This is a genomic window from Gluconobacter sp. P5B12 (assembly GCF_018812035.1).
Taxonomy (GTDB): Bacteria; Pseudomonadota; Alphaproteobacteria; order Acetobacterales; family Acetobacteraceae; genus Gluconobacter.
In genome coordinates this window covers 690,969-706,673 of sequence record NZ_JACRVV010000001.1, presented here as the reverse complement: position 1 = coordinate 706,673, position 15,705 = coordinate 690,969, and the positions used below count along the sequence as shown (strand labels likewise).

Annotated in this window: 16 protein-coding genes and 2 tRNA genes; 9 read left to right on the top strand and 9 right to left on the bottom strand. The window is 57.3% G+C overall.

The genetic code is table 11. The features are described from left to right. Positions 1–6 precede the first annotated feature (6 nt). From KP702_RS03210 to KP702_RS03200, 3 genes are read right to left on the bottom strand one after another with little or no spacing between them, the layout of a single operon-like run. A complete protein-coding gene (locus KP702_RS03210) occupies positions 7–642 on the bottom strand; it encodes a TlpA disulfide reductase family protein (RefSeq protein WP_215768485.1) in 636 nt (211 codons plus the stop codon). A gap of 34 nt (positions 643–676) precedes the next feature. Then, positions 677–1,246 (bottom strand): TlpA disulfide reductase family protein, encoded by a 570-nt coding sequence (locus KP702_RS03205; protein WP_215768484.1) that lies wholly within the window; start codon positions 1,244–1,246, stop codon positions 677–679. Between the two features lie 39 nt (positions 1,247–1,285). After that, entirely contained in the window at positions 1,286–1,861 is a 576-nt protein-coding gene (locus KP702_RS03200) for a TlpA disulfide reductase family protein (protein WP_046899610.1), read from the bottom strand. A gap of 15 nt (positions 1,862–1,876) precedes the next feature. Here KP702_RS03200 and argH point away from each other — a divergent pair, with 15 nt between their 5' ends. Together argH and lptM are read left to right on the top strand one after the other, a co-directional pair. After that, a complete protein-coding gene (argH, locus tag KP702_RS03195) occupies positions 1,877–3,322 on the top strand; it encodes an argininosuccinate lyase (protein WP_202206624.1) in 1,446 nt (481 codons plus the stop codon). Further along, positions 3,319–3,456: an LPS translocon maturation chaperone LptM gene (gene lptM, locus KP702_RS03190; RefSeq protein WP_202206623.1), complete on the top strand. Its 138-nt coding sequence runs from the start codon at positions 3,319–3,321 to the stop codon at positions 3,454–3,456. The genes argH and lptM overlap by 4 nt, the downstream gene beginning before the upstream one ends. Before the next feature lie 63 nt (positions 3,457–3,519). Here lptM and gluQRS read toward each other — a convergent pair whose 3' ends face one another. Further along, entirely contained in the window at positions 3,520–4,353 is an 834-nt protein-coding gene (gluQRS, locus tag KP702_RS03185) for a tRNA glutamyl-Q(34) synthetase GluQRS (protein WP_202206622.1), read from the bottom strand. 150 nt (positions 4,354–4,503) lie between these two features. Between gluQRS and KP702_RS03180 the strand changes: the two genes are divergently transcribed. After that, on the top strand, positions 4,504–5,067 hold the full coding sequence (locus KP702_RS03180) for an HNH endonuclease (protein ID WP_046899613.1): 564 nt from the start codon (positions 4,504–4,506) through the stop codon (positions 5,065–5,067). Positions 5,068–5,109: 42 nt separating this feature from the next. Further along, complete coding sequence (locus tag KP702_RS03175; protein WP_202206621.1) at positions 5,110–5,559, top strand: CHRD domain-containing protein; 450 nt, start codon at positions 5,110–5,112, stop codon at positions 5,557–5,559. A gap of 161 nt (positions 5,560–5,720) precedes the next feature. Here the strand turns inward: KP702_RS03175 and KP702_RS03170 are convergent, their stop codons facing one another. Together KP702_RS03170 and guaA are read right to left on the bottom strand one after the other, a co-directional pair. Next, positions 5,721–7,271, bottom strand: coding sequence for a M81 family metallopeptidase (locus tag KP702_RS03170; protein WP_237389842.1), 1,551 nt, complete (start codon positions 7,269–7,271; stop codon positions 5,721–5,723). Positions 7,272–7,610: 339 nt separating this feature from the next. Next, complete coding sequence (gene guaA / locus KP702_RS03165; protein WP_202206620.1) at positions 7,611–9,233, bottom strand: glutamine-hydrolyzing GMP synthase; 1,623 nt, start codon at positions 9,231–9,233, stop codon at positions 7,611–7,613. Between the two features lie 75 nt (positions 9,234–9,308). Here guaA and KP702_RS03160 point away from each other — a divergent pair, with 75 nt between their 5' ends. The 3 genes from KP702_RS03160 (at position 9,309) to KP702_RS03150 (ending at position 9,936) form a co-directional block, all read left to right on the top strand. Then, positions 9,309–9,683, top strand: a complete 375-nt coding sequence (locus tag KP702_RS03160) for a hypothetical protein (protein WP_202206619.1) — start codon at positions 9,309–9,311, stop codon at positions 9,681–9,683. A 63-nt stretch (positions 9,684–9,746) separates the two neighbouring features. Then, a tRNA-Arg gene (locus KP702_RS03155) sits at positions 9,747–9,823 on the top strand. 36 nt (positions 9,824–9,859) lie between these two features. Next, positions 9,860–9,936 (top strand) — tRNA-Arg (locus tag KP702_RS03150). 19 nt (positions 9,937–9,955) lie between these two features. On the opposite strand, the gene KP702_RS03145 is transcribed toward KP702_RS03150, so the two are convergent. From KP702_RS03145 to KP702_RS03135, 3 genes are all read right to left on the bottom strand, one after another. Then, positions 9,956–10,429, bottom strand: coding sequence for a response regulator (locus tag KP702_RS03145; protein WP_237389862.1), 474 nt, complete (start codon positions 10,427–10,429; stop codon positions 9,956–9,958). A gap of 79 nt (positions 10,430–10,508) precedes the next feature. Beyond that, entirely contained in the window at positions 10,509–11,201 is a 693-nt protein-coding gene (locus KP702_RS03140) for a serine protease (RefSeq protein WP_202206618.1), read from the bottom strand. Beyond that, the gene (locus KP702_RS03135) at positions 11,198–11,590 is read right to left on the bottom strand and encodes a cytidine deaminase (RefSeq protein WP_202206617.1); all 393 of its coding nucleotides are present in this window, start codon (positions 11,588–11,590) and stop codon (positions 11,198–11,200) included. Before KP702_RS03135 ends, KP702_RS03140 begins: the two co-directional genes overlap by 4 nt. Positions 11,591–11,658: 68 nt before the next feature. Between KP702_RS03135 and lysA the strand changes: the two genes are divergently transcribed. Both lysA and KP702_RS03125 read left to right on the top strand, forming a co-directional pair. Next, positions 11,659–12,990, top strand: a complete 1,332-nt coding sequence (gene lysA / locus KP702_RS03130) for a diaminopimelate decarboxylase (RefSeq protein WP_202206616.1) — start codon at positions 11,659–11,661, stop codon at positions 12,988–12,990. Continuing rightward, a complete protein-coding gene (locus KP702_RS03125) occupies positions 12,983–15,664 on the top strand; it encodes a DUF4175 domain-containing protein (protein WP_215768483.1) in 2,682 nt (893 codons plus the stop codon). The genes lysA and KP702_RS03125 overlap by 8 nt, the downstream gene beginning before the upstream one ends. The last annotated feature ends 41 nt before the right edge of the window (positions 15,665–15,705 follow it).

Genomic DNA, 15,705 nt, shown 5'->3' with positions numbered 1-15,705 from the left:
ACGTTGTTAGCCTGCGAGGACGGACAAGGTATGGCGGACCGCATCGGCAGACCAGTCCATATTCCCAATGGCCTCGGCAACAACCTCACCCTTGGCGTTCAGCAGAAGGGACCGGGGCACGCCATGCAGCGCCATGACACTTGGCGTAAGATCTTTCAGATCGTCCGGACGTACATGCTTGATAGACGCCACCAGAGCATCCTGATCCGCCGTTTCCATCATTACAGAGGACGTCGGGTCCACGAGAAGCGGCAGGGCGTCAATCTGGTGTGCATCATAAAAAGCCCGGACCTTTGGCACCGTACTGCCGCGTACGGCTGCCGTCACAATCTGTGGCCCGTCTGCGCCCAGAGCCTTGGCCGTCGCGTTAACGGACGGAAGTTCACGAATGCATGGCGGGCACCAGGTCGCCCAGAAGTGCAGAACGAAGGGCTTGCCGAACCAATGCGACAAAGGGACTTCCTGCCCCTGCTCATTCTGGAAAGAGAGCACTGGCAGAGCACGAGGCTTGGCCAGAACGCCGAACGAATTCGGGACAAAGGGTATGCCTTTGTCTTCAGCTGAAGCACTGAAAACACGGGAAGAAGCGAGCAGTCCGGCGGCTCCGGCGAGGGCGGCACGGCGGGTCAAAGAAAAAGCCATTAGTGGAATTCCTGGTGTCGTCAGAAAATTAAAATCAGATTCCGGCAAGAACGTCGTGCAGTTGACGCGCGGCATCAGGGGCGGACCAGTTCACACCACCTTCGGCCGCAGCCCGAAGACGACCCGACGAATCAATCAGGTATGTGACTGGAATGGCGACATCGGATGTCTTCAACCATGCTTTGTAAGCAGCCTTGTCCATCGTCCACGCCGGGAGGTGCTTCAGACCCGCCGCATCCAGAAATGACGCGACCTTTTCCGGTGTGCCACTGGCTACAGCAGCGGGAATGATGGGACAGTCTGTTCCCAGGGAAGCACAGAAAGCGTCGAGCTTTGGAAGCTCCTGTTTGCAAGGACCGCACCACGTTGCCCACACATGCAGCAGGAACGGCTTACCCCGCATTGAGGCCAGCGATTGCGTTGCCCCTGCTGGGCCAATCAGTTGCAGCGCTACAGGCTCAAGCTGCGGCTTACCCGGCGCCAAACTCCTGACCGAACGAAGATTTTCCTGCTTTCCAGCCCATGCGGCGCCAGACAGGCCGGCAGCCACACTTAAACCGCCTACGCCCGCAATAAATCCACGCCGACCAATCGTCACTGCCATCAAATCACTCGTTCTGCTGTCACTTTCGCCAGAACACCATTACTTTTTCAAAGCTGCAATAACTTTTCTGAACTGCGCCACACTCTCTGGCGCCCCCCAGTCCGTTTCGCCTTCAATCACCGCGCGAAGACGACCCTCTGCATCAATCAGATAGGTAGAAGGAAAGCTCAGCGGCTTGTCGCCCAGCCAGCTCTGGAATTCATGAGCATCCGCAGACCACGGATCAATATGGGTCAGATTTTGCGCCTTAAGAAACGCAGCGACAGCATCAGGCCCATGACTGGCCATAGCGACCGGGACGATAGGGCTGTCGTCTCCAAGCGCCTTCATAAAGGCGTCCAGCTGCGGCAGTTCGTGCTTGCAGGGCGCACACCAGGTTGCCCAGACATGCAGAACAAATGGCGTGCCACGCCAGGCGGACAAGGCACGACTGCCGCCCTCCGGCCGCTGGAGCTTCAATTCCAGCGGAGCAAGACGTGCCGCCCCCGGCTCCAGAGACGGAACAATCGGTTTCGGGCGATCTTCAGCACGTGCGGAATTGCGCAGGCTGGCCGCCGCAGCTAGGCTTAGACCTCCTGAAAGAAGGGTTCGCCGGTCGATCTGCTTCTGTTTCATCCTGTTACGGTTATCATGAAAAACGTTCCTGTCGAAAAAGAAACCGATCCTGCCTCAAGCTTTGAAGGTACGGCTGCCAACCCGCAATGGGGTGGCCGTTTCGCCTCCGGACCGGCTGCGATCATGAGTGAGATCAACGCTTCCATCGGCTTTGATAAAATCCTCTGGCGTCAGGATATCCGCGGCTCTCTCGCACATGCAGCGATGCTTCAGAAGGTCGGCCTGCTGACGGAAACCGAGCTTGCGGAAATCCGGCAAGGGCTGGGTGATATCGCGCAGGAAATCGGCGAAGGACGCTTCGAGTTCTCCCCTGCCCTCGAAGACATTCACATGAACATCGAGGCACGCCTCTCCGAGCGGATTGGCGAAGCCGGCAAGCGCCTGCACACGGCACGGTCCCGCAATGATCAGGTGGCCACAGATTTCCGCCTGTGGGTGCGTGATGCGATTGACGGCCTTCAGGAACAGACCGCCTCCCTGATGCGCGCCCTTGCGACACGCGCACTGGAACATCACGCAACGCCGATGCCCGGCTTCACGCATCTTCAGGTCGCTCAGCCTGTAACGTTCGGCCATCACCTTCTGGCTTACGTTGAAATGCTCTCCCGCGACCGTGGACGCCTGCGCGATGCACGGGCTCGGTTGAACGAATGCCCGCTAGGATCAGCGGCTCTGGCTGGAACGTCCTTCCCGATCGACCGTGCAATGACGGCAGCAGCGCTGGATTTTGATCGCCCGACGGCCAATTCGCTCGACGCCGTTTCAGACCGTGATTTCGCTCTGGAGTTCCTGTCAGCCCTGTCTCTTCAGGCCATGCATCTGTCGCGACTGGCTGAAGAAATCGTCATGTGGGCATCCGCTCCTTTCGGATTCGTAACCCTGTCGGACGCGTTCACAACCGGCTCGTCCATCATGCCCCAGAAGCGTAACCCCGACGCGGCTGAACTGGTGCGCGCCAAGATCGGCCGCATTATGGGGAATTTCGTTGGCCTGCTGACTGTTATGAAGGGACTGCCGCTGGCTTACGCAAAGGACACGCAGGAAGACAAAGAGCCTGTCTTTGACGCGACAGAAGCCATGACGCTGTCCCTTGCTGCTATGGACGGAATGATCCGAGACCTTAAGCCCAACACGGACCGTATGCGTGAAGTCGCAGGCATGGGCTTTTCCACCGCCACAGATCTGGCGGACTGGCTGGTGCGTGAACTCCGCGTGCCTTTCCGAACGGCTCATCACGTTACAGGCCGTTTGGTCGGCCTGGCTGAACAGAAAGGCTGTGATCTGGCTGATCTCTCCCTTGCCGAAATGCAGGCCGTGGAGCCGGGCATCAATGCAGGGATTTTTGATGTTCTGACGGTTGAATCTTCCCTCGCCTCCCGCACCAGCTTTGGCGGCACGGCTCCGTCCAACGTTCAGCAGCAGGCGCAGGTTTGGCTGAACAAACTTGGAGAGACGACATGAAACGTTTTCTGCTTCTCAGCCTGACACTTCTCGCCCTCAGCACCAGCCTGAGTGCCTGCGGAAAGAAAGGTGCACCACGCCCACCAGGCCCAGACTCTGACGTCACATATCCGCGCACTTATCCTGCGGAGTAACGCTTTTTCTGAGAGTCACTATGTGATGGAGCAGCTTGGCCCCCGTCAGGCCGCTCCATGACTTTAGCTCTCCGCAAGCGCTTCAAGCACGAGCGGATGAGCCAGAATTTGCTCGGGTATCCACCCCGCAGCGCGCAAAGTGCGAATACCTTCTACCCCATTCCGTTTCGAGAGCTTCTGCCCACTCTCGTCTTTGATAAGGGCATGATGGCGATAGTGAGGTTCTGGCCATTTCATCAAGCACTGAAGAACACGATGAATGGATGTTGCGTCATACAGATCCCGACCACGCGTGACGCAGTTCACACCTTGTTGGGCATCATCATGCGTGACGCAAAGGTGATAGGAAACACCCGTGTCCCGTCGGGCCAGCACAACGTCTCCAAATTCGTCAGCCCGGCCAGAAATTCTTTCGTCACCCACTTCATACCAGGACGGCACTTCCTGAAGCTCATCAAGCGCGCGCGCCATGTTCAGACGCCAGGCTGGCACACGCCCGGAGATTGACCGGGCGCTTCGAAGACATGTGCCCGGATAAACAATGCTTCCGTCTGGAGCACAACGTTCGGAAGCCGCAGCGATCTCGGCGCGCGTGCAGAAACAGGGATAGATAAGCCCCCTGCTTCTGAGTTCAGACAAAACATGCGCATATTCCGCCAGATGAAGGGATTGCTGACGCACAGTCTCCTGCGGCCATAGCCCCAGCCATTGCAGGTCCTCTTTCAGAGCATCGGTAAAAGCCGACGTGCACCGCGCGGTATCAATGTCCTCAATCCGCACAAGAAACCGCCCACCCTGTCCGGCGGACGCACGCGCGTGAAGGGCAGACACAACGTGTCCAAGATGCAAGAAACCAGTCGGGCTGGGCGCAAAGCGCGTTACAGGAGGCAGCGTCATCAAGCTTTCATCAGGGTTTTCTTGCAGTTCATGAATTTTACTGAAATAGTTATCTCAAAGAAGCCGACGACGCATGTTTATCGGCGTTTGTCTTAAGTTTTCTACGCCGAAGTTCCCGCATGTGCCGTCCTTCAAAAAAGGAAGCGCGTGGTGCCTGTCAGTAGTCAGCATTTTCCGGCTCTTGTTCTGAATGCGGATTTTCGTCCGCTCTCATACTTTCCGCTGTCGCTATGGTCATGGCAGGAAGCCGTGAAGGCTGTGTTTCTGGACCGGGTATCCGTTCTATCAGAGTACGAAGACGCCGTCGTTCACTCTCCCAGCATGGCCATGCGCCTACCCAGCGTTATCGCACTGAAAGATTACATTCCCTCAGCACGAAAACCCGCTTTCACACGATTCAACGTTTTCTTGCGGGACAATTTTTCGTGTCAGTACTGCCATGATCGATTGCCAACACATGAACTGACTTTTGATCACGTCATCCCTCGGGCAAAGGGCGGGAAGACAACCTGGCAGAACGTTGTTACCGCCTGCAGCCCCTGCAATCTCCTCAAAGGCTCCCGCCTCCCCAGCGAGATCGGCATGCATCCCCACCGGAAACCCGATCAGCCCAGCAGTCGGCTTCTTCAGGAAAACGGGAGGACCTTCCCGCCCCACTATCTTCACGAAAGCTGGCGTGATTATCTGTACTGGAACACTGAACTGGAGACCTGACACCGCGTTCAGTGTCTCCAACTTCTGCAAGGATCACGTTCCATGCGTACAGGTTTCTTCGTTACCGCTCTCGCGCTAGGTCTGTCTGTCACGGCCCTGCCTGCTTCCGCTGAAACGATCCATCTTTTTGGTCCGTTCAAGGGCGAACACGGCGCCACATCCCCGATCAAGGGATCAGCCTCCGCCATGCTGGACACGACAAAAAACACCCTCTCCTACCGCTTTGAAGACAACGGCCTGACAGGTCCGGTCAATGCAATCCATCTGCATGGCCCGGCAGCCGATGGTGAAGATGCAGGCGTGATCGCTCCGATTCCCGGCCCTTATCAGACACGTATGACTGGAACGCTCACCCTGACCCCGGATCAGGTGAAGGACGTGCTCGCCGGCAAAAGCTACATCAACCTTCATACTGAGAAATTTCCATCCGGTGAGGCCCGCGCCCAGCTTACAACTGAGCTGACAGGCCATAAGCATCATATGGAACCGTAAGGTCTTTCCAGACCTCAAAAAGGCCTGCTTCGAAGGGAGCAGGCCTTTTTTGTATGTAGAGCTTAACGAGCATTTTGTCCGCTTTTGATGACCATCCAGTTATCGGAGATCTAGATTTTCTGCCGATCAGAAGGCAAATCGGCCTACGCTATCCCTGCCTTCTAGCTGCGATGAATTCGGGCCGACACGTAAGGTTCCGGCGTGTATGTCAGGTCAGGAACCCAAGGCCATGTCGGTTTACGGCGATGATTACCGATATTGACTATATCCTGATTGATAGCCCCCGGCGAAAGCGCCATGAGTGCCGGATTGGCCAGTGGCTTCATGGTTGGGTTGAGATACCCGCATTTCAGAACGACAATACTGAAATTCGTTGGCTCCAGCCCAATATCCCGGAATGCTTCCGCCGAATGATACAGACGCCGCCGAGCAGAAAGCGTCGCCGTGATGCCATTGAATTCAATGACAGCTTCACCTTCATCGGAATGCGAGACCGGCGTCAGATGTTTCACAGTCGCGCGGACATGCACAGGCTTGCACATCACGGGGTCTAAAGTCGCGCCGATAGATAACGGAAGAACTGCGCCAACACCCGCCTTGTAACAGGCATCCGTTGCAGGCCGGTCCGTCATGCCGCCCAGCAGGACATTCTTCGCGCCAGCTCTTAGCAAAGCCTGAAGGAAAAAAGTCTGGTCAGAGTTGCCGCCACCGCCCGGATTATCTCCGGAATCCGAAATGACCACGGGATGCGTTTTTGATGACATCGCACGGCTGAGACACTCATCGATCGTCCCGGTTGGTGTGCCGAAATGAAAGTCGTGTCGTGCGTCCCAGTATCGCTGCGCCAGTTCCGTAGCGATGCGTTTCTGCTCTTCGACGTTCGTACCTGTGACAACCACGGATGCAGCCGAACGGGGTTCATCAGCCCAGACATATCCAACCAGTTGGGAGACATCGAGAATACCCGGAAGCCGATTATATTCCGCCAGATCTGCCCACAGGCGGCGGCCAGGCTCCCATTCTGTGCTGCTCTGCTCCCCCGGAAGCAGCGCCGGTATGCTTGCCCACACAATTCCGGGGCGCAGGCCGTAACGCAGACAATGCGTAAGCATATCCGTAGCCCGCATGACATTCTCGATACGATCAACATGCGGCGCGGTACGGTATGCCGTCAGAGCATCCAGTGTATCGACACTGCGCTGACTAAGATTGCCGTGAAGATCGTAATAGGCAGATAATAGGCAATCCGGCCCGACGACAGACCTCGTTGCGGCATACCAGTCCCCTTCCGCATCATCCATGCCTTCGACACTCAGGGCGCCATGCATCGCCAGATAAACACCGTCCAGCGGCAAGAGCTTGCGCAGACGCTCAAGATATTCTGCTTTCAAAGCCTCATACGTCTTGCGCTCAACTGGGCCGCCTGGTGGGGCGGATGCTTCCAGGGTCGGCAGGAGGTCAAAATCATAACGATGCAGCGGCTGGGACAGCGGCGCTCCGAAAATTTCGTTGCCTCGGAGCGTGGTGAACTCCGGCATGCGGGAGCGAATACGGCTGTAAGTACTGCATTCTGACGCAATCCCACCCACGGCAATCCGGGGCGTACCTTTAAAAGCTGGTATCAGCCCGGTTCCGCGATCTTGGGCATACCCCTGCCCTCGTAATGCCAGTAGCCCCGCTGGAAGCATCTTCAAGATCAGTCTGCGACGCACGTCGTTAGCCCTCGTCCTATTGTCCAGATGTTCAAAAAGCAGGAATTGTCGCCGCGTCTTCGAAGACCCCACGTGGCTTCAGCAGAGAACCAACGAAACTTTCAGCTCTTCTCCATGGCTGACACCGGCAATTCCCCACTCGTTTTGTCCGCCAGAAAATGGCCAGGACACGAACAGGCTAAGTCTGAACGAGGTCGATATTGTTTTGCTATAAAAACTAATGTTGCGATTGCTCTAAATCGAGAGCGGTACGAACCCCCACACTCTCCGCAACATCATAAAAAAAGGCCTGCCCCATAGGGGACAGGCCTTTTCCAAATGGCTAGAGGCTTAAAATCCTCATTCCCACTCGATCGTCCCCGGTGGCTTGGACGTAATGTCGTAAGTCACGCGGTTAACACCCCGGACTTCATTAACGATACGGCCAGCAACGCGATTCAGGAACGCGAAGTCGAACGGATAGACTTCAGCCGTCATGCCGTCAGTACTGGTCACGGCACGCAGAGCGCAGGCCTGATCATAGGTCCGGCCGTCGCCCATCACACCGACAGTCCGCACAGGAAGCAGAACCGCAAAAGCCTGCCAGATGGCATCATACAGGCCGGCATTGCGGATTTCTTCCAGGTAGATCGCGTCCACCTTCCGCAGAAGATCCAGCTTTTCCTTGTCGATCTCACCTGGAATACGAATAGCAAGCCCCGGCCCTGGGAACGGATGACGTCCCACGATGTGTTCCGGAATGCCAAGTTCACGCCCCAGTTCACGAACTTCATCCTTGAACAGTTCGCGGAGAGGCTCGACCAGCTGCATGTTCATGCGATCCGGCAAGCCGCCAACGTTATGATGGGACTTGATGGTAACGGACGGGCCGCCCGTGAAGCTGACGCTTTCAATCACGTCTGGGTAGAGCGTACCCTGAGCAAGAAACTGCGCGCCACCAAGCTTTGCAGCTTCTTCCTCGAACACTTCGATAAAGAGACGGCCAATGGTCTTCCGCTTGATTTCCGGATCTTTGACGCCTGCAAGTTCACTCAGGAACAGGTCAGATGCGTCGCGGTGAACCAGACGGATATTGAAGCGACCGCGGAACGTCTTAACGACCTCGTCGGCCTCACCGGAACGCAGGATGCCTGGATCAACGAAAATACAGGTCAGCTGGTCGCCGATAGCATCGTGGATCAGCTTCGCAGCCACGGAGCTGTCCACACCGCCGGACAGACCACAAATGACGCGGCCATCCCCGACCTGCTTGCGGATACGAGCGATTTCCAGCTCGCGGAAGCCAGCCATCGTCCACGTGCCGCTGCAACCCGCAACATTGTGCGTAAAGTTACGGATCAGCGCAGCACCATGCGGCGTGTGCACGACTTCCGGATGGAACTGCACACCATACAGGCGACGGCCTTCATCGGCGATGATCGCGAACGGAGCCCCTTCCGAATAGGCAACAGCACGGAAGCCCGGCGGAAGCTGCGTTACACGGTCACCATGGCTCATCCAGACCTGCTCGCGCTTACCACGAGCCCAAACGCCACGGAACAGAGCGCAATCTTCAGCGATGTCGATATAGGCGCGACCGAATTCACGATGTTCGTGCGTTTCGACCTTACCGCCCAGCTTCTGGCACATGGCCTGCTGGCCATAGCAGATACCGAGAACCGGGCGGTTCAGGGAGAACACGATTTCCGGAATCGCAGGAGCGTTTTCATCATGGACGCTGGCAGGGCTACCCGACAGAATAATGCCACGTGGATTGAATTCGCGGATCTTTTCGTCTGTCGCCGTGAAGGGCCAGATTTCGCAGTAAACGCCGCTTTCGCGCACGCGGCGGGCGATAAGCTGCGTTACCTGGCTTCCGAAATCCAGAATGAGGATGCGGTCTTCGTGGAGTGTTTCGTCGAGCTTCGCGACGGTGGTGGCGTCCTGCTGGGTCAATGTGATGGCCTCGCGTTCCGTGTTCATGGTGCCTTTTGATGCTCTCCTATAAGGTGTTGTGTCGTCTGCGTCATCCATTCTGCATCACAGGACAGGCACAACATGCGCCCGATCGCTCTTTTTTCTCTTTCTGCCATGGCTTTTCTGGCAGCTTGCGCCACTCCTGACCCTGGAAATGATCCCTCAGGACGGTGGGTAGGCGCGCTCGTCACGGATCAAGGCTCCTGCCCGACCGAACGCACGTCCACGCTCGAAATCCGTGGACGAAAAATCGTTTTTACACCGGGAGACGGCTCTGAGGTTCTCGTGGGAACCTATCAACCTGGCGCACATCACTATCATGCGGAACTTGCCAGCAAGGACATGAATGGCCACCAGACTGCACTGGTTTTTAACGGATATCCCGTTGGCCAGGCGATTGGCGGCACTTTCGGTTCCAGCGCCTGTCGGGCCCACATCACCATGACAAGAAAGTAGAAATTAATTTTCGGAGGGGGGTTGTCAGGTTTTAAAACCGCCTGTAAAACCCCGCCTCAAGACGCACCCGTAGCTCAACTGGATAGAGCACCAGACTACGAATCTGGGGGTTAGAGGTTCAAGTCCTTTCGGGTGCACCATCTTACTTTTGGCTCTGCCAAAAACATATCGTGTTCGCACCCGTAGCTCAACTGGATAGAGCACCAGACTACGAATCTGGGGGTTAGAGGTTCAAGTCCTTTCGGGTGCACCACACGACGTCTTCATAAAAATCAGTGCTGCAACGCCTTAAGGGCGCGATAGACGTCTTCCCATTCGTATGGCTTGGGAAGGAACATCGCCTTGTTTGGCAGAGGCCGCTTTTCCTGAAGATAAGCACCAGAGGTCAGCACCACACCGATCTGCGGCCAACGAGCGCCCACCGTCTCAGCCAGATCCAGTCCGTTAATCCGTCCGGGCATATTCACGTCAGAAAATACCAAATCGACGGCTTCTCCTTTGGAAAGGATATCCATGGCTTCATCGGCAGTCGCAGCAAGAATCGGGTTATAGCCCGCATCTTCAAGCATATCCGCAGCCAGGAAGCGCAATAGAGCCTGGTCTTCAACCACCAGAACATTCTTGCGATGCGTCAGATAGGCGTTGCTCGCATGCATGCCACGAGACTGCCCGACAGACGCCGTTCCTTTCCCTGCCATGACATACATAAAGTGCCCCTTTCCGGACCGAATAAAAAGCGGGAACATCACGAATGATGTTTCCCGACCCTTCAAACGCGTCATGCAGGCGATGTTTGCAGAATTATGAAAATTCTTCTGCGATCAACTAGGGAACGAGCGGAGCAGCCAACCCGCCCGGCCCCACATCTGCCGCGACAGCAAGCCCGCCGATACCCCACGTTCCGTCAGACTTTTGAAGCAGAAGCGGAGCGCCGCTCACTCCTTTTGTCGCCTCGCAATCGTGATGGACAAGGCCACTGACTGTCACTCCATTGATATGACAGTCCAGATCGCCGAATGGCACTTCGTTTCTATCTTGCGAATACCCAACCAGCATTGCCCTTGCGCCATCCTGCACCGGAATCGCCGGAAGCAGGTCCCGCGTCGCGATAACTGGTTCTGACAGCAACAGTGTTGCCCGATCACTGGCCCCAGTAGCGGATTCGTTTTTCGGGTCGTATCCGGGTGGGATAATGAATCGCACAACATGAGCATGTTGGCGGTATGAGCCCCGCGAGTATCCCATCAGCACATGAACATCGCCTGGTCGTATATAAGTGTGCGTCTTCGGCAGCCAGAGACAGTGAGCTGCCGTCATGACTACATTGGGAGCAACGGCAAAACCCGTGCATTTGACACCGAGTTCTGTCTGTACTCGCCCCAGAATTCGCCAGGGTGCCGCACGGACATCAATCAGTTCACGTCTGGCCCCGTCCCCAAGACCGGGCAGAGACGGAAGAGGCTGCGCACAGACCGTTCCCACCACCAGCAGTCCAAGCAGACAGGGCCAGTATTTCATTCCAGATTGTCCGGACCGAATGCGTCAGGCAGCAACTCTGCGAGGGTACGTGTCAGGAGCAAGGTTCCTGTGGGCGAAATCATGTGCACTTTCAGATCAGGCAGGCCGAATTCACGTAGCTTCTGCCGACAGCCGCCACATGGTGTGCAAGGTTGATCTCCGCCCCCTACAATCACGATTTCCTCAATGCGCCGGCCCCCGGCAAGAATCATGGCTGAAATCGCGCCGCCTTCAGCACAGGTTCCGAGCGGATAGGCTGCATTCTCGACATTACAGCCTGAATGAACCACGCCCTCACAGCGCAGGGCCGCGCCAACCTGAAAGCGGGAGTATGGCGCATAGGCCCGGGATCGGGCTTCAAGAGCCCGGGAGATCAGTTCTTCCATCATAATTCAGACACTAGCGCCTGTGTGAACAGCTTGGAACATCCAAGCGTCCACGATACGGTAGGAAGATCATGAATGCTCTCTCTTCCGAACCCACGCTCAACGACCTTCTGACAAGCCGCCCTCCTCTGGAGGTCAATGCGCGCGATGGTCTTCTTTTTGAAGGCGTGCCTCTGCATGTCATCGCCGCCGTAGCAGGAACACCCTGCTGGATCACAGGAGCAGGCACTCTGCGTCGCCGGGCAAACGCGCTCAAAGCTGCGTTTGAATCTCGCAGGTTGCCGGTGCATTTCCATTTCGCGATGAAATCACAGGATCATCAAGCCACACTGACGATCCTCCGCGAATGTGGCTATGGCGTGGACATCGTGAGCGGTGGAGAGATGACCCGCGCACTACATGCCGGGATCAAGCCGGATGGAATCGTCTTTTCAGGCGTCGGGAAATCGGACCTTGAACTTCGCGCCGCAGTGGAACACGGCATCCGACAGATCAATGTCGAGAGCGTGGAAGAGCTTTATCGCCTGAACGATATTGCACGGGCCTGCGGCAAGATTGCTCCGGCGGCACTCCGCGTGAACCCGGACGTCGACGCCCAGACGCATGACAAGATCAGCACTGGCCGCGCAGGAGACAAGTTCGGGATTGAGCACCGCCGTGCGGTCGAACTGTACGCCGAAGCCTCGGCTTTGGAGCATGTGGAGCTTGTCGGTCTGGCAGTTCATCTCGGCAGTCAGATGCTGACGGCCGAGCCGTTCCGCCAGGGCTATTCCCGTCTGGCAGATATGGTTCGGGAAATTCGTGCCCTAGGGCATACCGTCAAAACAGTGGACTGTGGCGGCGGCCTAGGCATTCGCTATCAGGACGAAATCGCTCCACCACCGGAAATGTTGGCCGGTGTCATTGCCGAAACACTTGGAGACCTTGGGGTAGAGCTCAGCATTGAGCCCGGCCGCTGGCTCTCTGCTCCGACAGGAATTTTGCTGTCCCGTGTGATCGAAACAAAAGCGGGCAATCCGGATTTCGTCGTGATCGACGCGGCAATGAACGATCTCGCCCGTCCTGCGCTTTATGATTCTTGGCACGGTATTCTGCCCGTCGCTCCGGCGGCATTCAACGATGCACTCAAGCCGTGGGACGTGGTGGGGCCAGTCTGTGAAAGCAGCGATATCTTTGCCAAGGACCGGGTTCTGCCCGCTTCCCTGAAGCGCGGAGATCTTGTGGCCCTTCTGGATACGGGAGCGTACGGATCCGTCATGAGTTCGACCTATAATTCCCGGCCGTTTGCTGCGCAGGTTCTGGTCGATAATGGTCGCTGGGAGATCATTCGCCAGCGCCAGAGCGTCGAAGACCTGATCGCAGCAGAAACTATTCCGGACTGGCTCCTTCCCGCCCATGGCTGATTCGTTTGCCGCAGCAGCTCGCCTAGCATCCGTCCGCCGTCGCGCTCGACGCGTTCTGTGGTGGGAACACGCCTGGCCAGCTCTGCGCTGGTCTTTGCTTCTTGCGGCATTCTACCTGCTGGCTTGTCTGGCCCGCATTCCCCAGTCACTGCCTGACTGGTTACACGCTCTTTTCGAGCTCACAGTCTTAGGAACTGCCTTCTGGCTGAGCGTCAAAGGGCTGCTTGCTATCCCGCAGCCTACGGATGCTCAGGTTGATCGCCGGATCGAGCGCGACTCTCGCCTGGCCTATCAGCCCCTTCTGACTCTTGCCGACCGCCCGGCCTACGCAGCAGATGGCGAACAAGGCGCCATCTGGACGCAGCACGTTCAACGTGTGGTTTCTTCTCTGGGGCCGCTTAAGGTCAGCCTGCCAAAGCCAGACGTCACGACGCAGGAAAAACTCGGGCTTGTCTCTGTCGCCGCAGCCCTTGCCATTGCGGCCGTTCTGAGCGGATCACATTCCCAATCCCGCTTGCACGCTGGCCTTGTGCCCGGTGTCGATGACGACAGTATTCCGCTCCCGTCCGTTCAGACCTGGATCGACCGACCATCCTACGCTCCCGGCGCGCCAGTGTTTCTGTCGCAAACGCAGCAGGGCAATCCCATCCACGTTCCTCAGGGTGCCATTCTGAATGCGACCATCACAGGCACATCCGGGCGTCCGGTTCTTCGGGGGGCGACCTCCATCAGTCATGACCGTCTGGACGAACAGAGCTGGAGCGAAAAAGCGACGTTGCAGCAGACCGGCACTGTTACTCTAAAAGCCCGCGGCCGCACGCTGGGTTCATGGCGCGTGGACGTCGAGCCGGATCTGCCCCCAGTCGTAGCCTGGAACGGAAAACCCGCTCCCCAAAAAGATGACTGGCGCACCAGCCTTCCCTGGCACGTTCAACAGACTTATGGCGTAGCCTCTCTGGAAGCGGAAATCAGACTGCCTGACCTGCCTAAAGGCCGCGTCGTGCGTGTTCCAGTGCCACTGAATGGACACCCCAAAGATGCAAAGGGAGAGGCACGCCCGGATCTTTCTTCGGACCCGTTTGCCGGAATGGAAGTCGAAGGCAGCCTTCATGCCGTTAGTGTCTCCGGCCGGGAAAACCACAGTGCTTTTGTGCGCTTCCGCCTAGGCTCCCGGAAGTTTTCGGACCCACTGGCACGAGCCATTGTCGCATTGCGTCGCCGCTTGATGCTGGGACAGGAACGCCCGCAGCAGGCGGCAGACGAACTGAAGCTCCTGACGCAGACAACGGATGTCCTCGCCCTCCTCGCCCCACTTGGCCTCGATATTGCTTCCCTGGAGCCCAATGCTCCTGAAGGAGCGGCGGAACAGGTGCCGGGGCAGCTTTGGGCACTGGCTCTGTATCTTGATGATCTCCGCCGGGACGGGCCGGAAATTGCGGATGCAGCCGCGGCCGTCCGGGCAGCACAGCAGGGTGTTCAGCAACAGCTCGATCACATGCAGTCTCTGGGAGAGAAAGGCCATACGCTGGCTGAACAGGAAGAACTTCAGAAGCGCACGAAAGCTCTCAAAGACGCCCTTAACCACCGCATGCAGCTTCTTTTTCAGAAGGCAGCCCAAAGCGGCATCATGATGCCGCAGTCCGGCACAAGCTCTGCTGATCCATGGTCGGATCAGATGCAGCGCCTTCAGAACGATGCATCGCAGGGGCATGGGGATGAAGCATTACGTAAACTCCAGCAGATGGAAGACATGGCCGAGCATATGCGTCAGGCCACGCCGGAAGATCTGAAAGCCCTCGCGGCTCAGATGAAGGCTCAGGAAGAAGCACGCGCGCAACGTGCCGCCCTTCATGATCTGGTTCATCGGGAAACGACCCTGCTGGATCATGCACAGGCCCGTTTGTCTGCCGCCCGCAAGGCCGCTCTGCCGCCTGACCAGCAGGACGGTCATGAAGACATCAGCCAGATGTCTACAGCCGATTTGCTGCGCCAGCTTGGAATGCAGCCCCCGCCGAATATGGAACAGCCAGCATCTCCAAAACCGACAGCGCCTGTCGATCCTGCGACAGTCGCTGCACAGTCGCCTGAACGTCGCGCAGATCATGCCTTTCAGCGTGCACTATCTCGTGTGGATGAAATTCTTGGCCGGCGGGTAAAGGACCTGACAGGCAAGCCCGCCACTGCGTTCGACAAGGCAAAAGCGGATATGCAGGATGCCCGCAAGGCCTTGGCAGACCGTAAGGATGATCAGGCACTTACGGCAGAACAGAAGGCTCTCGCAGATCTGTCTGAGGCCGGAAAGCAGATGCGCCAGAGCCAGAAGTCCGGCGGGTCGGGTCAGGGTAAAGGCGGAAGCCTGAGTTTCATCCCATCCATGGGCGGTGGTGGCTCCGGGCAACAGCAGCATGGCAAAGCTGGACAGCAGGGTGACGGAGGCGATCAGCCTGACGCCGAAGATGACGACGACGGGGACGAAGACCGCAAGGATCAGGATCCACTGGGCCGCAAGCTCGGCGAAGGCCAGAGCGGCAAAGATTCGGACGCCCACATCCCTGATCGTAACGCCCGTGACAGGGCGCGGGACATCGAACGTGAGCTACGTCGTCGCGCTTCCGACAGAACTCGCCCTCAGGGTGAACTGGACTATCTGGAACGTCTTCTAAAGTCGTTTTGAGGCCACAAAAAAAGGTGCTCAGGATTTTCTCCTGAGCACCT